Consider the following 23,720-nt stretch of genomic DNA (forward strand, 5'->3'; position numbering starts at 1 on the left):
AGCTCACTGGTCTAAATAAGAGATCCTGCGGCGAAGATGTAACGGGGCTAAAGATATGCACCGAAGCTTAGGGTTGCAGTTTACTGCAGCGGTAGCGGAGCGTTCCGTAAGTGGATGAAGCGATCTGGTAATGGATCGTGGACATATCGGAAGTGCGAATGCTGACATGAGTAGCGACAAACAGTGTGAGATGCACTGTCGCCGAAATTCCAAGGGTTCCTGCTTAAAGCTAATCTGAGCAGGGTGAGCCGGCCCCTAAGACGAGCCCGAAGGGGGTAGTCGATGGGAACACAGTTAATATTCTGTGGCTCGGGAGTGTGTGACGGATTGCGTAAGTTGTCTGATCTTATTGGATTGATCAGGCTTCGAAGCAGTTCCAGGAAATAGCCCTCCCTTATGAACCGTACCCTAAACCGACACAGGTGGAATGGTAGAGTATACTAAGGCGCTTGAGAGAAGTATTCTGAAGGAACTCGGCAAATTACCTCCGTAACTTCGGGAAAAGGAGGCCCCATCTGAAGGCAACTTTGGGTGGGGGGCACAAGCCAGGGGGTAGCGACTGTTTAGCAAAAACACAGGACTCTGCTAAGTCGGCTTCAAGACGACGTATAGGGTCTGACGCCTGCCCGGTGCTCGAAGGTTAAGAGGAGGAGTGCAAGCTCTGAATTGAAGCCCGAGTAAACGGCGGCCGTAACTATAACGGTCCTAAGGTAGCGAAATTCCTTGTCGGGTAAGTTCCGACCTGCACGAATGGCGTAACGACTTCCCCACTGTCTCCAGAATATGCTCAGCGAAATTGAATTCTCCGTGAAGATGCGGAGTACCCGCGGTTAGACGGAAAGACCCCGTGCACCTTTACTGCAGCTTTAGAGTGGCATTAGGAAAGAACTGTGTAGCATAGGTGGGAGGCTTTGAAACTTGGGCGCCAGTCCGAGTGGAGCCAACCAGTGAAATACCACCCTGTTGTTTTCTGATGTCTAACCTCGCACCGTTATCCGGTGCAGGGACCCTCTATGGCGGGTAGTTTGACTGGGGCGGTCGCCTCCTAAAGAGTAACGGAGGCGCGCGATGGTGGGCTCAGGACGGTTGGAAACCGTCTGTTAGAGTGCAATGGCATAAGCCCGCCTGACTGCGAGACTGACAAGTCGAGCAGAGACGAAAGTCGGTCATAGTGATCCGGTGGTCCCTCGTGGAAGGGCCATCGCTCAACGGATAAAAGGTACGCCGGGGATAACAGGCTGATGATTCCCAAGAGCTCATATCGACGGAATCGTTTGGCACCTCGATGTCGGCTCATCACATCCTGGGGCTGGAGCAGGTCCCAAGGGTTTGGCTGTTCGCCAATTAAAGTGGTACGTGAGCTGGGTTCAGAACGTCGCGAGACAGTTTGGTCCCTATCTGCCGTGGGCGTCGAAATTTGAGAGGAGTTGACCCTAGTACGAGAGGACCGGGTTGAACATACCTCTGGTGTACCAGTCATTCCGCCAGGAGTGCAGCTGGGTAGCTATGTATGGACGGGATAACCGCTGAAAGCATCTAAGCGGGAAGCCTCCCTCGAGATAAGATTTCTTAGAGTCGTGGAAGACCACCACGTTGATAGGCCAGGTGTGGAAGCGAAGTAATTCGTGAAGCTAACTGGTCCTAATTACTCTTTCGCGCTTGTAGAATCCCACCATCAATGACAGTTTTGGAATATTCCAGGACGATCAGATGATGGCTGCGGATGATAATAAGCTCGGCCCATGATATGTAAGTTAACCACTTACTTTTGATGTACGAATGAATGTGCACGATTAAAAAACCCGAATATTACAGTATATGCGCCTGCTTCATTGCTTGGTGGCCATAGCGCCTGTGACCCACCCGATCCCATCTCGAACTCGGCCGTGAAACCAGGTAGCGCCGATGGTACTACCGCTTAAGCGTTGGAAGAGTAGGTCGTCGCCAGGCATTGTAGCCGGCGCATATGCTGACATATTCGGGCATAGCCCATTTACAATTTCAAACCTTTATAGACCTTCCTGACGCGGGATGGAGCAGTCCGGTAGCTCGTCAGGCTCATAACCTGAAGGTCGCAGGTTCAAATCCTGCTCCCGCAACCAGGAAATACAGGCGCCTTATGGCGCCTTTTTTATTGTCCAGTTGCTCTGGATTCCTGATCAGCCCTGCTTTAGCGGGGCTTTTTTGCGTTTTGGGCAATGGCCTGTTCAGCCTGCACAAAGCTGATGTCTGCTATATGTTGCGCATGAGTTTTACGGTGGAAAAAACACGGCAGGACCGCCTGCTCTCCATAGCGGCCACGCTGGTTATTCATGTCGGCATAGTGGCCGTGCTGGTGAGCGGTTTTGCGGTACAGGCTGTTCGTGCTGCGAAAAAGACACCGACTATCGTGACTGTCAACATTGCGCCGCCACCTCCGCCGCCAGTGATAGAGGATAAACGGGCGCACACTACAGCGCCTGAAGGGCGTGCTTCAGCGGCCAATATGAAATCCAGAGCTACCAACGTCGCGGCCCCCAAAGTGAAAGTGCCGCTCCCGGCAAAAACCGACATCGTCGCTGCGAAAAAGCCGATGGATGCAGATGACACTTCAACCGGCGCATCGAATGAACCAGGTAAGGGAACTGGCGCGGGCGGTGCAGGTGACAGGACTGGCAGTGGCGGCCAGGGTGATGGAACTGGCGGTGGAAACATAATCGCACGCGCGCAGAAAATATCAGGGCAGATCACACAGCGCGACTATCCCAAGGGGTATTCGCGCCGCAAGGGTGTCGAGGAAACTGTTGTCATAAACTATACCGTCATGCCCAATGGCCGTGTAGCGGATTGCCGCACGGTGCAATCAAGTGGAAATCCTGCACTCGACACGTCAACCTGCCAGCTTGTTACAAAACGGTTCCGCTACAGCCCGGCCCGAAATGCGGCCGGCAAGGCGGTGTCCGATGTGACAGGCTGGAAGCAGGTGTGGTGGATTGGCAAGCGTCGCTGAGTATGCAGCCTTCTCAGGAAAGTTCCACCACCTGGGTGCGTCGCCGCACTACTTTTTGTCAGGTGAGGTTTTTGGTGTGGTTCTGCTATCAGGCATCACATATTACGCATAACATCGATCTTTTCATTCTGGTTTCCTTCGCTGATTGTCCGTATAAGCGACCTGAAGACCGTGCAGCGATCGAGAGATCCACCGCCGCCTTGCAGGACATCAATGATCTTATCTTTACTAAGGCTTGTTTCTGCCTGCATCTGCCGGATTAATACCTCTGACAAGTTGAAAGAGGGCGCCTCTTTACTTTGTGGCAGGTCAAAGTTCTGTGCTGCCAGCAAGACTTTAGCTACATGTTTGTTGAATCTGTCGTTCAATTCTTGAGGGAAATTCCCGAAAGCTGCTCTGCCTGATAGGAAATTATCACATGCGCCAGCGTCTTTCTCCCCCAAAATATCAAGCTTTGCTAAAAATATATGCCAGTGTTCCCGCAATAGGTCAGGCTCAGCTTGCCTTACCGCGTGTTCATATTGCGCCGACAGATCTGTGCCTAGTGTATTGCCAAATGATTGCAGATTCCCACCTTTCTGCTTTGAATTAGTCCATATGGATTCAAGGTATGAATAAAGGCTCGGGTTTTTACTTTGAATAGCTACAACACTTAAATTTTCACCAAAAAGCTGATTTAGCACTGTTTCCACGTCTGTACTGGCTGCTATCAATTCCTGCGTCGGGGCATCAACCCCAAAACCACTCTCTACACGATCCGCCTCCTGTGCAATCCTGCCGCAAAAGCTCAATAGCGGTAAGATTATGAAAATTACCCACCAATAATCGAATATGCTGCGATCATTGCCGCTATCGCCCCCGCTGGCCTGATCATATGATTGGTGCAGGTTGAGTTCTCTTTCCCAGTGCCCCACCACTTCATAGTCAAATACTGCTGCGACCGATGGATAGTTGTCCTGTGCATGAACCAGTAATTCATGCACTTTCTTTTTCAATCTTGTATCAAAAAAACTGGTTTTCTGCCTCTCCCCTGTAAGCTCAAGATAGGCAGTATGGTGGGAATGATCAGGGTTCATTATTTTTGCCAGAAAGACATTACCGCCATGCCGGGTTAAAATATGGGTAATAGCCGGATCGCGATCCCATTCCGCACCGCTTCGATCCCAGCCAAAATGTGCAATGGCTTCTTCCAATAACGGATCAGAACGGGGGATGGCATATGCAAGCAACCTCGCAAGGTCGCTTTCAAATGCTTGAGAAACAAGAATAGAAGACGTATTCAACCATGCGAAAAACGCCTGCGTATGTGCTGATAACAGAACCTCTTCATCTTCGGCTAGAAACTGTTCCTGCTTTTCTTCATCAATTAGGATTCGGGCAATATTGTTGAACAACATTTTCACCAATGCTAACAGCTGAGGGCGTAAGCAAATCACCTAGGCTATTGGGTATCAGTTCCGGTTTGCCATCACGCCAGACGGCAACTGCGCTATTAGTGGTTCCCAAATCAATTCCGACGACCGTCACAATGTTCTCCAGCAGGCCTAAAATACTAGCGATATTGGTAATATTCTTTTTTGGCAACAGGGCATATTGCCTTATCTGGAGAGTTCAAGCGCCTCACTGGCCTTGACCCACCGGCTTTCCGCTTCTTCAAGCGCGTCGGCGGCTTTTGCGCGCAATATCATCAGGTCGGACATAGCCTTGTCCGCATATTGCGGTGCTGCCTTGCCAGGCGCGAACATCGCCTCGTCTATTGCGCGCACTTCCTGTGTGGAATCATTCATGTCCTTTTCGGCAGACTTGATGGCCTTGCGTAGCTGCTGGCTTTCCTTGCGTTTTTCAGCAGCGGCGCGGCGGGCGTCCTTGCGCGATGCTCCACTTTCACTTTTACGAGGGCTGCCATCACTGTCTCCACGCAGCACAAGTTCGGTATATTCGTCCAGTGTGCCCGAAAATTCACGTGCTGTACTGTCTGCCACAAGGAATAGCCTGTCAGCGGTCAGTTCCAGCATATGCCGGTCATGGCTCACCATGATGACAGCGCCCGCATAGGCATTAAGCGCCTGCACCAATGCTTCGCGTGCGTCGACATCTAGATGGTTTGTGGGCTCGTCCAGTATCAGGAGATGCGGTGCATCGCGTGTGATGAGTGCCAGCGCCAGCCGTGCACGCTCCCCGCCGGAAAGCTTGCCGACTTCAACCAGCGCCTTGTCACCAGAAAAGCCAAACCGTCCCAATTGCCCGCGTACGGCGCCGGGTTTTGCCTCGGGCATGAGGCGCGACATATGCGCCACCGGCGTTTCATCACGGTCAAGCTCCTCCACCTGATATTGTGTGAAATACCCGATATTGAGCTTACCGGATTTTTTTATCTCGCCGGTTCTGGTCTCCAGCTGACCCGCGAGCAGCCGGGCTAGCGTGGTTTTACCATTGCCATTTTGACCGAGCAGCGCGATCCGGTCTTCCGGATCAAGCCGGATATTGAGGCCGGACAGAATGATTTTGTCACCATATCCGGCAGATGCATTATCCATGGTGATAAGCGGCGGCCGTAGTTCACGGGGATCGGGAAAATCAAAACTGAGCGTCGGATCATCCACCATTTCAGCGACAGGTTGCATCCTGGCCAGTGCCTTGATGCGGCTCTGCGCCTGTTTTGCGCTATGTGCCTTGGTGCGCCACCGGTCGACAAAGGTCTGTAGCTTGTCACGTTCGCGTGCCTGCCGGTCACGCGCCGCCGCCATCTGCGCCTGTCGTTCGGCGCGCTGTTTTTCAAACGCGTCATAGCCGCCAGTGTAAAGCGTTGTTTTGCCGCCCTGCAGGTGCAGAATATGGTCGGCAACCTTGTTCAGCAGGTCGCGCTCATGGCTGATGACTAAAATAGTGGCGGGATAGCTGCGCAGGAAATTTTCCAGCCATAAGGTTGCTTCCAGATCGAGATGGTTGGATGGTTCATCAAGCAGCAGCAAGTCTGGAGCGGAAAATAGCAGTGCCGCCAGCGCGACACGCATCCGCCAGCCACCTGAAAAACTGTCCATTGGTTGCTGTTGTGCGCCATGGTCAAAACCAAGACCGTCCAGTATCCGTGCAGCGCGGGAGGGCGCACTATGTGCGTTGATGGCATTGAGCCGCTCATGAATCTCTGCAATGCGTGCAGGCTCAGAAGCTGTTTCCGCCTCTGTAAGCAGCGCGGTGCGCTCGGTATCTGCCGCCAGAACTGTTTGCAATGGCGTTTCATTCCCGGCCGGAGCTTCCTGTGCAATATAGCCCAGGCGCGCATCTTTGGGCATGTCGACACTGCCATCATCCGCTTCCAGCATCCCGGCCACCACGCGCATCAGTGTGGACTTACCAGCGCCGTTCCGACCGATCAGGCCGACACGTGCGCCGGGCGGAATCGACGCGCTTGCACTTTCCAATATGGTTGCGCCACCCAGCCGTACAGTTATGTTTTGAAAACCCAGCATCATCTATCCTTTTTTGAGCTGCGTAATGGCCAGGTCGAGCGCGGAAAGGAACCTGGAACGGTCGGTTTTGCTGAAAGGGGGTGGCCCGCCGATATTTTCCCCCACTGCGCCAGCGCGCAGATCTGCCATAAGTGCCCTGGTGGCAACTGCCGCACCGATTGAATCTGCTGTGAAAGGCTTGCCGTTCGGAGCGATGACCATGCTGCCCGATTTCATGCAGCGCTGCGCCAGCAGGATATCTGCTGTAATAACTATCATGCGGCCATGCGCCTGCTCTGCGATATAATCGTCTGCCGCATCAAAACTGTCGCTGACGACTTGCCGTGAGATAAGCGGGTGGCGCGGAATGCGCATATGGCTATTGCTGACAACGCATACGGGGATTTCATAGCGATAAGCGACTTTATACACCTCATCCTTTACCGGACAGGCATCGGCATCAATGAATATCTGTATGGGCAGGGCGGTATTGTCGGACATTGCCCTGCCATATGGCGCAATTGCCTAGGCCGCAACCATTTGCCGCACGCCGCGCATGACTGAGAAAGATTTTGCCCCTGATAGTGCAGTCGATTTCTGCTGTACGGTTGCAAGGGTATGAAAATGGCTCGTCACTTTTTCAGGTGTCAGCGATACGGTCATATAGCCGCGATTCTTTGTGTCGGTCCATTTCAGCGTGTCATTCGTGCGGGTGAGTGCAGCGGCAACCTTGTTCTCGTCCACGCCTTTTGAATAGGCTTCAAATCCTGGAGAGGTAACGCTTTGTCCGGCAAATTCGACGCCCGCCGCGCGGCCATCATGCTCGAGCTCAAACGCCCATGCATTATGGCTGTCGCCTGACAGCACGATCAGGTCGCTATCGGCTTCCTGCGCGGCGGCCAGCATTTTGCGCCGCGCCGCCGGATAACCATCCCATGCATCGAAATTGAATGGCAGTCCTGCCTGTGCCGCAAGGACACCCAACTGTGCCCTGCGTTTCACAAATGGACTTGCATCCTGCGGTATCCAGTTAGCCGTTTCACTCGGCAGGCGTAATTCACCCATCACACATTGCTGTGCCCAGATTTGCCATGGCTTGCCCGATTTTTTGGATCCCTTAAGGCCGTCCGCAAGCCATTTTTCCTGCGCCCTTCCCAGCATTGAGCGGTTTTCATCTTGCCATTCATTATCCCTGAAATTGACAAGCGCACGGCCAAGGTCGCTCTGTCCGCGCAGTGCTTCTGCCAGTTCAGCAGGCTCATCACGCCCACTGATACGGCTTTCGGTGCGAAATATCGTGGCAAGATCGCCAATTTCATATTTTGTATATTGTGGCTCACCCGCGGCGCGGTCGCGCACCGGCATCCATTCACGATAGACTTGTTCCGCTGCTTTTTTACGCACGCTCCAGTCGCCTTCACTTGCCTCATCATGGTTTTGCGCGCCGCCTTTCCAGGCATCGTTGGCAAGCTCATGATCGTCCCATTGCGCGACCATGGGGTAAAGCTGGTGCAGCCGCTGTAAATCCGGGTCCGCGCGATAAGACGCATAGCGCATCCGGTAATCGGCCAAGTTCAATATTTCATGATCCGGCTGTATCAGCCGGCCGGGCAGTGCTTCTTTCAGCGAAGGGTAGGTGCCGCGCGCATATTCATACAGGTAGTCACCAAGGTGCAGGACCAGGTCGAGATTGTTGCTTTCAGCCGCATGCGCATAGGCGTTGAAATATCCGAATGGCAGGTTGGAGCAGGAAAACACACCCAGATTAAATCGCTGCGTTGCACCTGCCGGCAATGTGCGTGTGCGTCCAACGGAAGAGACCTGCCCATCAGGTGCAATAAAGCGGTAGTAATACCAGCGGTCTGGGCGTAGCCCGCCAAGCATTGTTTTGGCAATATGGTCATGCATGCCGTGTGCCGTGACATCGCCGCCAGCGATGATATCGCCAAAATCAGTCCGTTCGGAAATTTCAGCTGTCAGCCGTGTGTCATTGGAGCTTGCAAAGCGGGTCCATAGCAGCACGGAATCCGGACCGGGCTCACCACTGGCGACACCGTGTGTGAAACCCTGGCGCAGCATTGCGCTCGCAAAACCTGGCGTGGCCATGGCACCAAGCCCCAAAGTGGCTCCTTTGATGAGCAGGCGGCGGTCAATTTCCAGTGTCATATGCAGAGCCCCTTATTGTGCAATTGCGGTGATGATATTCGAATTTTCCGGTGATTCTATGGTCACTTTGCGGCCGATAGGATCATGTGCCGGTTTTGCCAGCTTAGCCAGGATGGCCGCAATATTTGCATCGCTGGATGACGTGTGTGCCAGGATGCGCCCATTCTCGGTTACCGCGCTTATGATAGCACGGTCGGGCCTGCCGCGTTTATAGCTAAGCGTATAGCTTTCAATATCTGCGGTAATATTACCTTCAAGCTTTGCCACTGGCTGCATCGCATCAATTTCCGCCTGTATGCCCGAACTGCTGACCGGTTGCCAGTCAGGTTTCGGCCGGGCCGAATATATTCCCACTGCCTGCTTTGACAGGAAACCACCATTGGCAACAATCAGGCCATAGTCATTCGGGCAGGCGCGCAGTTTCATGACCATTTCGGCAATGGCATGCATCGAATAATTATTGCCTGCGCCACCAAAAAACGGCAACCCGCCGGTCAGTGTCAGTTGGCGTGTCCGCCAGTTTATGCCTGCTGCTTCAGCGGCAATGAAAACGGCACAGGGGAAGCAGCTGTACAGGTCCATATGCGTGGCATCGCCTGCCATTATGCGCGCACTTTCAAATGCGAGCCCAAGGCTTTTTTCTGCTGCGATTGACCTTGATAAATCCGTTCGCTCGCTAATCATTTTTTCATTGGCGGCGCCATAGCCATGCAGATAGATCCACTTACCCTGAGGGATGCCTAACTCCGCGGCTTTGCGGACGGATGTCAGGATTAGCGCTGCACCCTGGTTGACCGCATCCTGTGCCACATGCCATTTGAGATATGGGTCTGATACCGGGTAGTTTTCAGCCGATGGCGCAGAAAGAAATTCCGCGCTGCGTTCCTGCCGGAACCCGGCATAGGGATTGGCGGTGGCAGTTTTGGAAAAGCGGTGCCACAGCTCTGCCATGTCAGCGGCATGCTCAGCGCGGGTTTGCCCCAGCCTGGCCCGCAATGCGTGCTCAAACAGCGGATAGGTTTGTACAGGCACACCAATGCCATTCGCTATTTCATAGCCATTTACAAAATAGCTTCCAAATCCGCGATCTTCCATATCTTCGTCGTCATCAGAGACGTCCGACCAATCGAGCACCATGTCCTGCCGCAAAGCCATTTTGGCGGCGGCAATGGCTTCTGCACCAGTCAGCAATACGGCGCTGGCGACACCTGCGTAGATTTCTTCGGCAAATTCATTGACCAGAGCCTGGGGGCTTTGCCCGCCGACAACCGAATAGATGGCGCGTTTCGGCATTATACCGTTTTCGCGTGCGACATAGCGAGGCAGGTTATCACACTTGCCGAATTTTTCTGCGCCGGGAATGCCTGACAGTGAATCCGCAAAAAGGCGAATAACTGCCACAACGTCAATATGTGCAGCTATTTCTGCTGCACCGCAGTCATGTAGTGTAGCGCGCGTCGCTGCACACATAAGTGATTGCGGTGAAGGCGCGCAGGCGCTGCTGTGTCCATCCCAGCGATCGATATGCTGCGCAGCGCCAACAAGAATCGGTGTATCCGGCGAAATAGTGTTTTCATCCGCTTCGTGCAAAATCAAAACTGCCCTTTTGTAGTCAGGACCATCGTTTTACCCTTGGGTGTAAACCCGAGCCTTCCCAGAATACCTGTCATATCCGCAGGCGAACCTTCCACTTTGAACACAGCTTCATAGCGGCCGCCTTCCTTGATCGTCAGGTCCAGTCTTTCTAGTCCTGACTGCCCCGCAAGCGGCACGTATAGCGCGCCATAGCGACAGGCGATCTTGCCGGACAGTCCGCGAGAGAGATTCATGCCGAGCAGGCTTTGCTGCACATTGACGCGTACCGTACCGCTGGCTTCCACACATTTGCCATCACGCATTTCTGCATTCACGTTTTCCAACTGGATATTTGACACAGGGACAGGCGCAAATATACCGCGTGTGGCAATATCGGCTGTGACATTCCGGGCAATCAGCACATCATCATTGCCGCCAATCACCGCATGCAGTGCCGGTGAAGAGGCCGACTGTTTCCCGTTTATCACTATTTCTGTCTTGCCTGTCAGAAGAGGCGGGGCGCGCAAGCGGGCACTGACATCGCCAAGCGGTAACTTGCCGATATGAAGTTCGCGCAACCTGCCTGACCAGATGCTTCCTTCGACTGCTTTGGCGGACATACCTCGTTCTTCAAGATCGCTCATACCCAACACGATCCGCATAGGGATGAATATCAGTAGGCATATCAATAGCGCCGCCAAAATGATGAGTGCGCGTTTTGCAGAAATATGTTTCATCATGACGCGCTCATAAAGCTGGCATTTACCGAAATCGTGCCATTGGCCGTTGGCGAGATGCTGAGCGTTTCCAGCCTGATGCCCTGCTGTTCAAGTTCATTGATCCATGCAAAAAATGCAGATGCACTGGCGCTGGATATGGTGATTGTCGTGGAATCATTGCCCATCGGGTTGTTACTGTCGACCGTAAAGCCTTTTTCTGCTGCAGATTCTGCAATAATTTGGTGAAGCGAACCGTCCAGACGCGTTTGCGCCCGTGCATTACCTCTTCCCAGCAAATCTAGCTTGGCCGAAAGTCGCGCACTGTCTTCAACTGCGACCGAATAATCCTGACGTACGGAGCTATATGCGCTGATGAATGGGAGGATAATGCCATATATACCGATTACGATGGCGAGCAGGGCCGCGAAAATGCTGACCAGTATCTGCTCACGCCTGCTGAGTGACACAAACCAGTGTTTGATCCTGGCGATCATAATGCGCGCACCGTTATATTCGCCACTACAGAGCCGGTGGCATCCTGTGTCAGGGCAGGCGGGACTGTGACGGCATAACCGCGCTGCTGTAATAATATGAGCGCGCTATCAATATCTTCCTTGCGCACGGCCGCCAGCGTTACGGACACTGTGCCATCTGCCTGATAGCTCATTTGCCGCACGGAAATGGTGCCGAGCGGTTCAATAGCCGAAAACAGCGCGGCGGTGGGCACTGTAAACATTCGTGTGCCAGCGCCGCGCCGGCGCAATTCTTCATCAACCATCTGCTCTGCACCTGCAATGTCCGCAGCATTCGGGAAAATCTGCTGCGCTTCCGTGAGGGTGCGGCTTTTGACCGTTTCTGTCGCTATGGCATATTTGCCTATCTGCACCAGAAAGATTGCCAGGCTGAGCAGGATCAGTACCACTACCATTATCGCAAGTGTCTGGATTTGCTGCCGAGTCAACCATTTGAATGTGCGTTTTTTGGCATAGACGCCCTGACGCATGTTAAGGGGCGGATCTGTAAAACCGGATGCAATTTGTGCCTGCATTTTGTCCGTGCTGAACTGGGTAACGGCAATATCGCCGAGCAGAGCATCACGTAGTGCCGGCTCGTCACTGAAAACCGCACCGGCTGTGCGGATGACCGGTCCATTCCCGGTATCGCCAGCGACAGCGCCTTCCTCCGGCTCTGGCAGTAATAGACCCACAGGCATGACTATGTCGGGATCAATCCCGACCAGCGCCAGTGTTTCAAGCCAGCTGACCAGATATTGCCCGCTCACCGCAGCGCTTACGGTCCTGATAGGTTGGGTATTGGGGAGTGCGGCGCTTGCGCAATGCATCTCTTCGGTCTGCCCCATCAACTTGTCCATTGTCTGCAATGAAGCGGCGGCAGAGGCCTGCGCGGGTGCGAGTTCAGACCATTCCGCAAAGTGTACAGTTGTCTCGCTCGCCGGGAGTAGCGCCATGATGCGCGCATCATCGTCGCTGGACAATATATCGGTCAGCTCTGCATCGCTTTCCAGCAAGTCAGACTGTCCTGAAGATATGATGGTGCCATTTCCCAATTGCCACCAGTTCACGGGTTGGGCAGGTGACATGGGTAATGCCAGGACGAGGCCGTGTCCTTCACTCACGTGCTGATCCGCTGGGAAGCTGTTGCTGGCTTATGATAATGTGCATCGGATACCATCTTTCGCGGGTTTTGGGGCTACGGTCCAGCCCCTAATTGCCGCCGCTATTTATATCCGCGTTCAACCCGTCGCCGCCAGGGGCACCATCTGCACCCAATGAATAGATATCATAGCCCGTGCCGCCGCGTCCCGGATTGCTGTACTGGTACGGCCTGCCCCAGGGGTCATCCGGCAATTGCTGGATATATCCGCCTGCCCGGTAGCGTTCGGGCCGTGTGAGCGAGGCAGGCGGGGTACGCAGCGCCTGCAGTCCTTCACCAGTGGAGGGGTAATTAAGATTATCCAGCCGGTACATTTCCAGCGCCTGGCCCATAGTGGCGATATCGCTTTCGGCCTTGGTAACCATGGCCTGGTCCTGGCTGGGCAGCACGTTCAGAATGACCACCGTCGCCAGCAGGCCGATAATGAAAATAACCACCATCAATTCCACCAGGGTGAACCCCTGTTCTTTTTTCCGCATTTTCCGGCGTGTGTGCGTCATTCTGGCAAGCAGTTCGGCAAGTCTTTGTGAAAGCATGATTATAATCCTGTCAGGTTTTGCAGCTGCAATATGGGCAGCAATATAGCGAGAATTATGAGCGCCACCAACCCGCCCATTATGACGATGATGGCAGGTTCCAGCAGAGACAGCGCGGTGGAAGTGAAATTGCTGAATTCGCGTTCCAGATAATCTGCGGCGCGGTCGAGCATGGGACCCAATTGTCCGGCACTTTCCCCGCTGGATGCGAGATAGACAAGCAGGGGCGGAAAATGGCCGGAAGCTGACAGGGCACCAGAGAGGCTGCCGCCGCCACGAATGCGTTCGACGATTTCGTCCATTGACCGGCGCAAAACGGTGTTGCGTATAGTCTGGCTGGTGAGTTTCAGGCCATCGAGCAGGGGCAAGCCGCTTTGCACCATGGTTGCAAGCGTGCGGGCAAGGCGCGCTGCATGCACATCACGTATCAGCTTCCCGATTATCGGAAGTCTTAGCAACATGGAATCAAAGCGGTAGCGTATGTCCGCATTTCGCAAGGCCTGCCACAGCAGCAGCGTCATGATCACGAGCCCGGCCAATATGGCCCACCACCACTCAGCGAGAAATTGTGATACCGCAATGACTATCCGGGTAAGCAGTGGCAGCTGCCGGCTGGCATTATCAAACTGTTCGACAACACGCGGGACAACCGAAACCATCAAACCTGTGACAACTGCAATGGCCACCAGGGTGAGCACCACCGGATAGGCGAGTGCCGAAATAATCTTGCCGCGTATTTCCGCCTGTTTTTCCAGCAGGTCGGCGAGCCGTTCCATTATAACAGGCAGGCTGCCTGAATTCTCACCTGCAGCCACCATTGCCCGGAAAATTGCGGGAAAGCTTTTGGGCTCGCGCCGCATCGCTTCGGCAAGCGTCTGTCCTTCGACTACGCCGGCATGGACATTACCCAATATGGTGCGGTGGCTTTCCTTTTCAGTCTGCCTGCTAATGGTGCGCAGGCTTTCTTCAAGCGGACTGACACGCATCAAAGAAGACATTTGCCGGGTGAATAAAGTAAGCGCTTTGGTCGACATTTTTGGCTGGCGGCTTGAAAGAATCGGCTTTCTAACGGCTTTTTCCGCTGCGGGACTTATGGTGACGACGTACAGTTTCTGGTTTTCCAGTTTGCTGCGCCCGTCGGCATCATTATCCGCAGTCAATCGGCCCAGCTTTTCGCGGCCCTTCGGGTCAATCGCAACATAGTCGAATTCAGCCATCATTGCTCTCGCGCCGCGACACGCGGATGGCTTCCTCTGCCGTTGTTTCCCCGCTGCGTACGAGTGCACGTGCCGCCGCACCCAGATTGGGGTTGCCGACAAAGGCATGGCGGGTAATGATGGCCTCGTCACCGCCATCGTTGATCAGCCGACGCAGAGTTTCGTCAATCTTGACTGCTTCGAATACGCCGATCCGGCCCTGAAAGCCTGTATGATTGCAGCTGTCACACCCACCGGGCTGATAAACGACCGTGCCGCTGTCAAAACCCAATAGTGAAGCGACCGAGCCGCTCGCCTGAACAGGCTGGCGGCAATCGGGACACAGCCGCCGCACCAGTCGCTGCGCGATCACTGCCCTCAGTGTCGATGCCAGCAGGAAAGGTTCGATTTTCATATCGCGCAGCCGGGTGATTGCGCCGACCGCATCATTGGTGTGCACGGTGGACAGCACCAGATGGCCCGTCAGTGATGCCTGCACTGCGATTTCGGCGGTTTCATGGTCGCGTATCTCGCCGAGCATGACGACATCGGGGTCCTGCCGCAATATAGCGCGCAGACCGGTGGCAAAGGTGAGGCCGACTTTGGTGTTAACCTGCGTCTGACCTACACCTTCAATCGCATATTCCACCGGATCTTCGACCGTGAGGATATTGCGCGCGCCATCATTAAGCTGTTTAAGGCCAGCATAGAGCGTCGTGGTCTTGCCCGAACCAGTCGGGCCTGTAACCAGGATAATGCCATTGGGTTCATTCAATGCTTCTTGCAGTATTGCCCTTGTCTGTTCGCTCATGCCCAGAAGATCGAGATTGAGGTCGGCATTGTCCTTGTCCAGCAGGCGCAAGACAACACGTTCACCCGCGCGGCTGGGCAGGGTGGAGACGCGTACGTCGATCAGCTTTCCCCCCAGCGTAAGGCCGATACGTCCGTCCTGTGGTATGCGGCGTTCGGCAATATCAAGCCGTGCCATCACCTTGATGCGGCTGACAATCACGGGCGCGACATGCGGCGGCATGCGCAGTTTTTCCTGCAATACGCCGTCGATGCGCATCCTGACCACCAGCCCTGTTTCATAGGGTTCAATATGAATATCCGAAACACCCTGCCGTGCCGCCTCTGCGATTATCCCATTGATAAGGCGTATGGCGGGCGCATCGTCCGCACTGTCAAGCAGGTCTTCGGCAGTGGGCAGGTCGCCCGCTATGTTGTTCAGGTCGCCGGTGTCCATATCGAATGAACTTGCCATCGCCTCGGCACTGCCATCCATGGCGTAGCGTGTTGAAAGCTGTTTTTCAAAAGCTGCCGCATCGATAAATTCCACGTCAAAGGGCAGGGCAAGGTGGCGCCGCACTTCGAGTAAAACATAGGGGTCAGCATTTTCACGCAGCGCGATTTTTAACCTGCCATCCTCTTCACCTGCAATCACCACGCCATTATCGCGGGCAAAACTGTACGGAATCTCGATAATATTGGCGGCTTCCGAAACAGGAGCGGCGATATCATCTGCAACCTGTTCCTGCGGCAGTTCTTCTGGCGCAGTTTTTATTTTTTCGCCGCCGCGCTTTATCTTCATTTTGCGTCACTCTCTGGCACGTCAGTTTGGTCAATTGCGGCTGGAGGCTGCATGGATGACGGACGTATGATCATGTCACTGGGCCGGAAGACGCCCGGAGGTGTGGTGCCCAGATAATCACGCACCAGTTGATCCAGGCTTGGCTCAATATCCGGATTGCGCAGCAATTGCTGCCCGCGCACATAACCATAACGCTGTGCGGCGAGCCTGCGGGCATCGGCCTGACTGCGCAAAATAGTGGGACGGATAAAGACCATCAAATTGGTTTTGACCCGGCTGCGCCCACGCGATTTGAACAGCTCGCCAATGATCGGGATATCGCCCAGCAGCGGTATTTTCTGGATCGTGCGGCGTTCGTTGTCATCCAGCAAACCGCCCAGTGCGACAATTTCGCCGTCCCCGACCGTCACTGTCGTGTCAATTTCACGCTTGTTGATGATGAGCTCGTTAAAATCATTGGAAACCGGGCCGACTATCGAGGACACTTCCTGCCTGAGGTCCAGCTTGACCTGGTTGCCCGCGTTAATCTGTGGCAGCACCTCAAGCTCGATACCGACATTTTGCCGCTGGATGGTACGGAATGCATTGTCGAAATTGTTGCTCAGCGCCTCGCCGGTCGACACCGGAATTTCCTGCCCGAACAATATGCTAGCCTTCACATTGTCATTGGTGGTGATGGAAGGGGTGGAAAGGATATTGGAATTGCTGTCCGCCTGCACGGCATTGATAATGGCACCCAGCACTGCGTTATTGCCAAGATCGGTGGCGAACCCTGTAAAGCCGCCGCGTGCTCCCAGTGCAGCCTGTGCGGCATTTTGACGCAGGAAATCACTGGTGGCGCTGTTTGTGCTGGTGGTGACGGTATCGCCATTGATAACTGTGGTCGTTTCATCAATCCGATCAGCGATCAAACCGCCCGCAAGATCAAGGATATTGGGTATCACATTGGAAAAATTGGTGACAGCAAAGGGAATATCCTTGCCCCCCAGCAATATCTGTACGCCTAGTTCTTTGGCGACGCTGTCTGAAATCTCGACGATAATTGCCTCGACCAGCACCTGTTCCTGTCGAACGTCAAGTTGCCGGATCAGTTCGGAGAGTTGTCTTTGCACGTCTAGCGGTGCGGATATGATGATGGCGTTTGCGCCTTCATAGCGGGTGATGATTGCCTTGCCGCGGCCATTGGGCAGGGTGATTGCGGATCCTCCCGTTGCTGCCGCGACAGAAGAGCCATTGCCGTTTTCCGAAGCGACAGGGGTGATGGCAGCAGCAGCGGGCGCGCCCTGGCCGCCAACCAGCCGTTCCAATACAGGCACCATTGTGGTGGCATCGGCATAATCGAGCCAGATCACGCGGATTTCCGAACCATTGGCGGCGCGGGCATCAAGCTCGCGGGCCATGGCCGCCAGCCGTGCAAGCGTGCGTGGTTCGCCGCGCATCGCAATGGCATTGGAACTGTCCACCGCAGCAATGGAGGCAAGCGGGCTTGCGCCTTCACGAGCTGGCACAAGCTGTGTCAGGGCCTGCGCAATTTCACGAGCGCCCGCATGCTCAAGCCCGACCAGCATGGTGGAAGCATTGTCCTGGTCAATCTGCCGGATAAGCTGGCGGATGCGGCGCACATTATCGGCATAATCGGCCACCACCAGACTATTGCCTGAACGGTTCGCGGTCACCGAACCTTCCTTGCTGACCAGGGGACGCAAGGTTTCGACGGCGCTGGCGGCATCCATGGCTTTCAGGCGGAAAACCTCTGTCACAAACTGATTGCGGTTAACGCGTGTCGTGCCCACTGGGCCGGGCTGGCTGGCCGCATTGTCGGCCGGTTGAATTCGTAGTGCGCCGCCTGCGACCGGTATCGCAACCAGGCCGTTGGCACGCAAAGTTGCCAGAAATACTTCAAAATATTCAGATCGCGATAATGGCCGGTCAGTAACGACGGATACAGTGCCCTGAACGCGCCCATCAACAATGAAGGTACGGCCGGTAACGCGTGCAGCATCTTCCACAAACGCACGGATATCGGCATCACGAACGTTCAATATATGCTGCGCCATGACAGCGGCTGGCGTAGCCATAGCGACGGAGGCAATGGCAAGAGCCATTGGAACAAAAATTGTTTTTTTCATTGGGCAGGTATCACAATCGCTATGGGCACTTCAGATGCGCCGCGTTCCACATTGACGGAAATGCGGGCGCCGGGGGCAAGCTGCCCCATTAATTTTTCAACATCAGCAGCTGATCGGACGGGCTGGCCGTTAATGGCTGTTATCACATCTCCGCTACGCAAACCGGTGGCAGTGAATATTTGTGCATTGCTTCCGGGTGAGACAGTAAGGCCCGTAACAGCCCCGTCATTGCTTCGAGGGGCCAGCGACACTGCGCTTCGTATCGTCGCGGCATTGGTTGGCATTGCAGGTGCAGTACTGGCAGGACGCCCGGTTTCAACTACCGGAACTCTGGCACCTGCCGGTAGATTGCCCGTCCCTGCTGTGCCTACCGTTTCCGCTGGCACAGACTGATCCAGATACAGACTTTCTTTTGCGCCATTGCGGCTGAGCGTCACGTGATCAAACGCGACCGAGGCCAGTGTGACACCGGGCATAATTTCCTGTCCCACATCAAATGTTTTCTGTACGCCATCTTCGCCGGCGATAATTGCTGAGCCCTGGCCGGATGCCTGATTGATGCGGATACCGTAAAGAGTAAGCTGCAATGCAGTGATATCCGTGGTCTGCTGTGTCTGCACGGCATTGCGGTTAAATGGGTCAAAGCGGGTAAAAAGCAGTGTGCGAGCATTGGGGTCGATCACTTCCGCGCCTGCGGGACGCCAGTCACCATAGGGAGTAACAGGCGTTACGATTGCCCAAACCAGCCTCGCCGCCTGAACAATGATTAGAAACGCAAGCACTGCCCATATCCAGCTATACAGCACCGATGCATCGCGGCGCAGGAGCAGTGAACGCGCCGGATGTAACCAGGACTGGTTGTATAACGCTGTCACGAATCATCACCCCTTTGACTTACATCGTAGCTAGAGGCGGTAAGTTACCATAGGGTGACGGAAATATTACAGAAATTTTGACATGCGGCTACATCCCCCATTTTCCCGGGGTCATATTGCTGGAAACAAAGAAAAGGCGGCCGTTTAAACGGCCGCCTTCCAGGGTATTTCGCCATGGGGGGAGGAGTGGCGAAAACAGTATGTTTAAAAGGTCGTGCTGACCCCAAACTTGAAAGTAGTGCCAATGTCATAGGCATTGTTCAGGATCAGGACCTCACCCTGCTGGAATTCGCGGTAATCCTGTCCGGTAATGTTCCGCGCTTCCAGTTTCAGTTCCAGCTCGCGGCCAAACAGGGTCACGCCCTGACGCGCGACAAAGTCGATCGTTACGCCTGGGCTTTCCACAAGGTCGGGATCAATCAGGCCGCCTGTGATAGGCCCGCGCGCCGTGACGCGGTCACTCGCGTAGCGCATCAGGAATGTATATTGTGACAGGCTCTCTGTATCCTCTATGCCGATTTGCACGTTGGCCAGATGTTTGGACTGTCCTGTCAGCGGGCTGCCATCGATGAATACCTGCGAAGCAGGGCGGAAGCCAAGGTTGTCGTTGAGGATTGTCTCGTCATTCGCGCCGACTTTCAACTCTGATTCGGTAAAGGTGTAGTTGCCGATAAGCACAAGGCGCCGTCCGGACCAGAAGTCAGAGTCGAAAACAGTATCCAGCGGGATATATTTAAGAACTTCCAGTTCGGCCCCGTACAACTCCGCTTCGGGGGCATTGGCAAATGTGGTTTGCAGTCCACCACCCCCCGGAATGAAAGCGACAGGTTCAACCGGATTGTCAATTTTCTTGTAAAAACCGGCTACACTCATCCGCTCGCCATCGCCGAAATACCACTCGTAACGTGCTTCTGCATTAAACAGCTCGCTGTCCTGCAGGAAAGGATTGCCAAAGAATATACGGCCACTGTCGGTATCAAGGTATTGCGGGCGTGCAAGTTCGCGAAACTGCGGCCTTGCAATGGTTTTCGACGCGTTGAAGCGCAATTGCATGTCTTCAACGAAATTCCATGTAACCGTTGCTGCGGGCAGCCAATAGTCGTTGTTCAAAGGCGGCGTCTGTTCCACGGTGCCGTCATTGAAGATATCAAGGGCCACAACCTGTTGCGTGGCATCTTCGTAACGGACCCCGACATCCACTTTCACATATTCAATTGGCTCGACTTCCAGCTTGAGATAGGCACCATGCACTTCCAGGCCAGCCTCATATGCCTGCGAACCGGCTGCGGTGTTGGCTTCCTGAAGCTGTATATCGAACAGCTGGATTGTGGCGTCTGAGACGAGGAAGTCGGGGCGCAACTGGGTTACGCCGAACGGCAACGTGCCTGATGGGCGGTAAATGAAATCGCGGCGAAAAGCGTCACGTGTCGTGTCCGAATACCCATAACCTGCCGAAACGATCATGTTGACGGATGACGGAATGTTATAGGCAACATCAATCGAGCCGCTCCAGATATCCTCGTTCAGGTCACTGAAGGTTATCGTCGCTGTTTCGGGATTGCGGGTCAGGCTATTGACATAATCGTCGGCATCTTCATCAAAACGGTAGACAAAGTTACGCTCATAGGGCGCTTCACGCTGTGAATTTGCGTATGCGCCGCGGATATCGACCGCCAGGTCGCCAAATTCGAATTCACCGATAAACTGGCTGTCGATGAGCTGGCGCTCGATCCAGTTGGTACGCTGGCGCAGCAGGTCAGGCGGCGTGGATGGATCGATATCGCCAATGCCAAGGTTGTCTGCAGCCGACAGGCGGGACTGTTTCAGGCTGTCCCGGATATAAAGGTTGGTGAAACGGACCTTATGCTCATCAAACTCAGCGCCCAGGCCCAGCAGCCCGCTGACGACAATATTATTGTCAGTACGCACTGTGCGTGCATCGTCGGCAATCGCGGCACGCGTCCCTGCCTGCTGGATGGCGTCGCGAGTCATCCATGTGTTGCTGTAACCCAGGTTGGCGATCACGCCAAAACGCGTGGCACCAATGTCCGTGCTGATGCCACCAGAAATATCCAGCCCAAAATTGGCAGGTATGTTATCGTTTCTTTGCAATAATGTGGTTGGCGCGTTGAGAAGGCTTGTTGCAAAGCCTTCCAGATCATCTTCCGAAAAGACATCGTTGAATTCAATGGGAACGCCTGCATTAAAAGCGGCGGCCAGCCCGGTCGGAATGTCACGGGATCCGTCATCAAAGCCGGTAAAATCACTGTCACTGCCAAAATGGGTATAGCCCAGCTGTCCTGTTGTTTCCGTGTTGGCGGCCACGGAGCCACCGATGGTCAGGAAACTTTCGTCAGGAATAGCCGATGTCGTAAGGTTGATGACACCGCCGCCGAATTCGCCTGGATAGTTGACGGAATAGCTTTTCTGGACAACCGCGCTGGACAGTACGCTGGTCGGGAAAATATCAAGCGGGACAACGCGTTTGAGTGGTTCCGGTGACGGCAGGGGGGAGCCATTGAGCAAAGCCTGTGAGTAGCGGTCACCAAGGCCGCGTACATAAACGAAACCGCCACTATCGACGGAAAGGCCAGTCACGCGTTCCAGCGAGCTGGCGATATCGCCATCGCCCGAGCGGGCAATATCTTCTGCCGAAAGGACCGAGACCACCTGTGTTGTGTTGCGGATGGGTTCCGGGATGAAGCGGCCTTTGACGACGATGACATCATCGTCAAAACTGCCGGCGCCAGGCGTTGATATATCCACATCTTCCTGGCTGGCCTCTTCAGGCTGCCCTGTCTGCGTGCCAGTTGTGTCTTGCGTATCTGCAGCGGTTGCTTCTTCTTGTGGATCCTGCACTTGCGCATATGCAGGCACGGCGTAAAGCGCTGTAGAAAAAAGCAGTGCGCCGGAAATGGCTGGCTTGTTCAGCATTGTAATTCCCCGATTAAAAAAGGGGGTGCGACAGCATGGCTGCCGCGCCCCCGCAGTCTCACTCAATTAACTTGCCGGAATATCGACACAGTTTGCAGGAGCGCTGAAATCGGCATAATCCGCATTACAGCTCCAGCTCTGGTACCAGGTGTCGTTGGCGTCGCGAACCGCGCCAATATAGTCGACCTGGGTAAAGAAGCTGCTGAATGACAGGAGATCAGCAACAGCTGTCACAGCGGTCTCGTTCGCTCCGTTGATGTACAGCATGCTCAACGTGCTGGTCAGCCCGAAATCGTTGTTCATGTTGCCCGCGGCGTTGAAAGCCGTTGCTTCAAAATCATCGCTGTCATCGTCAAAAGGCGTATCGCCGCATGCGCCAACCACCGACTGGAATTCAGGTGGGCCGTTTTCGTCAGGGCCGGACGCCTGTACGGTTTCAGCCTGGTCAATATCAAGGCAGTGACCGGGCGTTACAATAACACCGTTCAGTATCTTGGCATCTGGTCCGCCGCGCAGGTGGATCGCTTTGTCGCCTGTCTTGCGCTGGATGAATGTGAAGTTGGCAAGCCGTGTGTCCTGACGGGGCGTGAGGTCAAAGCCGCTGTCATCGTCTGAGTCTGCTTCCCATAAAGTATCGCCACCGGACGTGTTCTGGATACCGATCAGGAACTGGATCGCGCCTTTATAGCCAAGGTCCGTATCCAGTGAATCGTCATCAGCGCCAGTGATGATGATGTTTTTGAGATTGGTGCGACCGCCGAAAATCTCAATTCCGTCATCGCCGCTATTGTGAACCTGCACAAACGAAATGTTGGTGTTGGAGCCAGTGCCGGCAAGCGTCAGGCCTTGCAATTCCTTATTAGGTGTTGAGGCATTGCCGGAATAGCGTATCTGAAGATACTGGATTGTACCGCTGTCATCATTGGCATCGCTGCCGCCGTAAAAGTCCGTTGGCCCGGCACCTTCAGCCAATTGCTGGCAATCCGCAGCGCCGCCCGTCGCGCCGCCGATACAGTTACTGATGGGGGCACGTCCCAGAAGCAGGATGCCGCCCCATTGTGTTGTGTCCCTGTCGGTTGCCTGGCCCAGCATGTTCTGGCGCGATGTGAAAATGACAGGCTGTGTTGCCGTGCCGGTCACATTAAGCTGTGACCCGCGGTTGACGATCAGGAAGGTGTTGGCGCTTTGTGCGTATACTGTGACGCCTGCCGCAATATTAAGCGCGGCAGACTGCCCCCCGGCTGCGGCACCATCGCCGCCTACATCAGTACCAACTTCCACACGGCCGCTCATTGTATATACAACGCCATCAAGCTTATCGAGCGAGAGTGTCGTCGAAATCTGGTTGGGTAGCTGGCATGCGCGGTTGTTCGCGATCGTGCCGGCGTTGGTAAAGCCGGTCGGGCAGCTGTCAGCAGGGCCCGCAGTAGGCGTTGGTGTTGGTGACGGTGTTGGTGCTGGCGCAGGAGCTGGCGCTGGCAATACAATCACACCTTCGCCAGGAGAGGCGACATCATCTGCGCCACATGCACTGACTGTTATGGCAGCTGCGGTTGCGAAAAGAACGGAACGCATACGAGAGTTATTCATCTGGAAAGTCTCCACCTTGATAAAATCTTTTAAAAGCAAGCTATTATATAGATTTACTGCAAATAGATTCGGTATTGAGCAGCCCTTTACTGCTCTCTTGGCGAGGGCAATAGGCGTGAGTCATTACGCGCTGTTGCACTTTCCGGGTCTTTTCGGAGACAGTTTTTTGACACTATTATTGCACGCCTCCGGTGCGGCAGTGAGTGTCCTTACAGATGAGGCGGTTATGCCTTGCAGGCGACAGGGCGCATAAGGAAAAGGCCGGGAATAATTCCCGGCCTTCTTCTTTTAATTCTG

Annotated in this window: 16 protein-coding genes, 1 tRNA gene, 2 rRNA genes and 1 pseudogene (1 of these 20 only partly in view); 4 read left to right on the forward strand and 16 right to left on the reverse strand. The window is 54.4% G+C overall.

What is annotated here, in order from left to right:
* The 4 genes from G6Q15_RS03585 to G6Q15_RS03600 form a co-directional block, all read left to right on the forward strand.
* Positions 1-1,664, forward strand: a 23S ribosomal RNA gene (locus G6Q15_RS03585) (it extends 1,126 nt beyond the left edge of the window).
* Between the two features lie 171 nt (positions 1,665-1,835).
* Positions 1,836-1,950 (forward strand): 5S ribosomal RNA (gene rrf / locus G6Q15_RS03590).
* Between the two features lie 75 nt (positions 1,951-2,025).
* Positions 2,026-2,102 (forward strand) — tRNA-Met (locus tag G6Q15_RS03595).
* A gap of 17 nt (positions 2,103-2,119) precedes the next feature.
* Positions 2,120-2,989 (forward strand): energy transducer TonB, encoded by an 870-nt coding sequence (locus G6Q15_RS03600; RefSeq protein ID WP_164115700.1) that lies wholly within the window; start codon positions 2,120-2,122, stop codon positions 2,987-2,989.
* Positions 2,990-3,084: 95 nt separating this feature from the next.
* Here G6Q15_RS03600 and G6Q15_RS03605 read toward each other — a convergent pair whose 3' ends face one another.
* The 16 genes and pseudogenes from G6Q15_RS03605 to G6Q15_RS03680 all read right to left on the reverse strand — a co-directional run bounded on the left by G6Q15_RS03605 (position 3,085) and on the right by G6Q15_RS03680 (position 23,423).
* A complete protein-coding gene (locus G6Q15_RS03605) occupies positions 3,085-4,386 on the reverse strand; it encodes a hypothetical protein (protein ID WP_164115702.1) in 1,302 nt (433 codons plus the stop codon).
* Positions 4,387-4,396: 10 nt separating this feature from the next.
* Positions 4,397-4,519 (reverse strand): annotated as a pseudogene (locus G6Q15_RS03610) (Hsp70 family protein); the annotation flags it as partial.
* A gap of 68 nt (positions 4,520-4,587) precedes the next feature.
* On the reverse strand, positions 4,588-6,459 hold the full coding sequence (gene abc-f, locus G6Q15_RS03615; protein ID WP_164115886.1) for a ribosomal protection-like ABC-F family protein: 1,872 nt from the start codon (positions 6,457-6,459) through the stop codon (positions 4,588-4,590).
* A 3-nt stretch (positions 6,460-6,462) separates the two neighbouring features.
* Positions 6,463-6,915: a YaiI/YqxD family protein gene (locus G6Q15_RS03620; RefSeq protein ID WP_164115888.1), complete on the reverse strand. Its 453-nt coding sequence runs from the start codon at positions 6,913-6,915 to the stop codon at positions 6,463-6,465.
* 48 nt (positions 6,916-6,963) lie between these two features.
* Positions 6,964-8,604, reverse strand: a complete 1,641-nt coding sequence (locus G6Q15_RS03625) for an alkaline phosphatase D family protein (RefSeq protein ID WP_164115703.1) — start codon at positions 8,602-8,604, stop codon at positions 6,964-6,966.
* 12 nt (positions 8,605-8,616) lie between these two features.
* Positions 8,617-10,194 carry an acetyl-CoA acetyltransferase gene (locus G6Q15_RS03630; RefSeq protein ID WP_164115705.1) on the reverse strand — a complete coding sequence of 526 codons (1,578 nt, stop codon included), beginning with the start codon at positions 10,192-10,194 and terminating at the stop codon, positions 8,617-8,619.
* 2 nt (positions 10,195-10,196) lie between these two features.
* Positions 10,197-10,919, reverse strand: a complete 723-nt coding sequence (gene gspN, locus G6Q15_RS03635) for a type II secretion system protein N (RefSeq protein WP_164115707.1) — start codon at positions 10,917-10,919, stop codon at positions 10,197-10,199.
* Entirely contained in the window at positions 10,916-11,392 is a 477-nt protein-coding gene (gene gspM, locus G6Q15_RS03640) for a type II secretion system protein GspM (protein WP_164115709.1), read from the reverse strand. The genes gspN and gspM overlap by 4 nt, the downstream gene beginning before the upstream one ends.
* On the reverse strand, positions 11,389-12,534 hold the full coding sequence (gene gspL, locus G6Q15_RS03645) for a type II secretion system protein GspL (RefSeq protein ID WP_275897584.1): 1,146 nt from the start codon (positions 12,532-12,534) through the stop codon (positions 11,389-11,391). Before gspL ends, gspM begins: the two co-directional genes overlap by 4 nt.
* An 88-nt stretch (positions 12,535-12,622) precedes the next feature.
* Entirely contained in the window at positions 12,623-13,108 is a 486-nt protein-coding gene (gspG, locus tag G6Q15_RS03650) for a type II secretion system major pseudopilin GspG (protein ID WP_205518072.1), read from the reverse strand.
* Positions 13,109-13,110: 2 nt separating this feature from the next.
* Positions 13,111-14,325 (reverse strand): type II secretion system inner membrane protein GspF, encoded by a 1,215-nt coding sequence (gene gspF, locus G6Q15_RS03655; RefSeq protein WP_164115890.1) that lies wholly within the window; start codon positions 14,323-14,325, stop codon positions 13,111-13,113.
* Positions 14,318-15,895 carry a type II secretion system ATPase GspE gene (gspE, locus tag G6Q15_RS03660; RefSeq protein ID WP_164115712.1) on the reverse strand — a complete coding sequence of 526 codons (1,578 nt, stop codon included), beginning with the start codon at positions 15,893-15,895 and terminating at the stop codon, positions 14,318-14,320. The genes gspF and gspE overlap by 8 nt, the downstream gene beginning before the upstream one ends.
* Positions 15,892-17,973, reverse strand: a complete 2,082-nt coding sequence (gspD, locus tag G6Q15_RS03665; protein WP_240330731.1) for a type II secretion system secretin GspD — start codon at positions 17,971-17,973, stop codon at positions 15,892-15,894. Before gspD ends, gspE begins: the two co-directional genes overlap by 4 nt.
* 47 nt (positions 17,974-18,020) lie before the next feature.
* On the reverse strand, positions 18,021-18,899 hold the full coding sequence (locus G6Q15_RS03670; RefSeq protein WP_164115716.1) for a type II secretion system protein N: 879 nt from the start codon (positions 18,897-18,899) through the stop codon (positions 18,021-18,023).
* 204 nt (positions 18,900-19,103) lie between these two features.
* Entirely contained in the window at positions 19,104-21,833 is a 2,730-nt protein-coding gene (locus G6Q15_RS03675; protein WP_164115718.1) for a TonB-dependent receptor, read from the reverse strand.
* A gap of 66 nt (positions 21,834-21,899) precedes the next feature.
* Positions 21,900-23,423, reverse strand: a complete 1,524-nt coding sequence (locus tag G6Q15_RS03680) for a hypothetical protein (protein WP_164115720.1) — start codon at positions 23,421-23,423, stop codon at positions 21,900-21,902.
* Between the last annotated feature and the right edge of the window lie 297 nt (positions 23,424-23,720).

The organism is Sphingorhabdus sp. Alg239-R122, assembly GCF_900537065.1.
Lineage (GTDB): Bacteria > Pseudomonadota > Alphaproteobacteria > Sphingomonadales > Sphingomonadaceae > Alg239-R122.

Bases quoted from the DNA above. Each gene is read 5' to 3' on its own strand.
- G6Q15_RS03680 (WP_164115720.1), bottom strand. From the start codon at position 23,423: ATGAATAACTCTCGTATGCGTTCCGTTCTTTTCGCAACCGCAGCTGCC.
- G6Q15_RS03600 (WP_164115700.1), top strand. From the start codon at position 2,120: ATGGCGCCTTTTTTATTGTCCAGTTGCTCTGGATTCCTGATCAGCCCT.
- gspG (WP_205518072.1), bottom strand. From the start codon at position 13,108: ATGCTTTCACAAAGACTTGCCGAACTGCTTGCCAGAATGACGCACACA.
- gspM (WP_164115709.1), bottom strand. From the start codon at position 11,392: ATGATCGCCAGGATCAAACACTGGTTTGTGTCACTCAGCAGGCGTGAG.
- gspN (WP_164115707.1), bottom strand. From the start codon at position 10,919: ATGATGAAACATATTTCTGCAAAACGCGCACTCATCATTTTGGCGGCG.
- gspF (WP_164115890.1), bottom strand. From the start codon at position 14,325: ATGGCTGAATTCGACTATGTTGCGATTGACCCGAAGGGCCGCGAAAAG.
- abc-f (WP_164115886.1), bottom strand. From the start codon at position 6,459: ATGCTGGGTTTTCAAAACATAACTGTACGGCTGGGTGGCGCAACCATA.
- G6Q15_RS03605 (WP_164115702.1), bottom strand. From the start codon at position 4,386: ATGTTGTTCAACAATATTGCCCGAATCCTAATTGATGAAGAAAAGCAG.
- G6Q15_RS03625 (WP_164115703.1), bottom strand. From the start codon at position 8,604: ATGACACTGGAAATTGACCGCCGCCTGCTCATCAAAGGAGCCACTTTG.
- gspD (WP_240330731.1), bottom strand. From the start codon at position 17,973: ATGGCTACGCCAGCCGCTGTCATGGCGCAGCATATATTGAACGTTCGT.
- gspE (WP_164115712.1), bottom strand. From the start codon at position 15,895: ATGAAGATAAAGCGCGGCGGCGAAAAAATAAAAACTGCGCCAGAAGAA.
- G6Q15_RS03675 (WP_164115718.1), bottom strand. From the start codon at position 21,833: ATGCTGAACAAGCCAGCCATTTCCGGCGCACTGCTTTTTTCTACAGCG.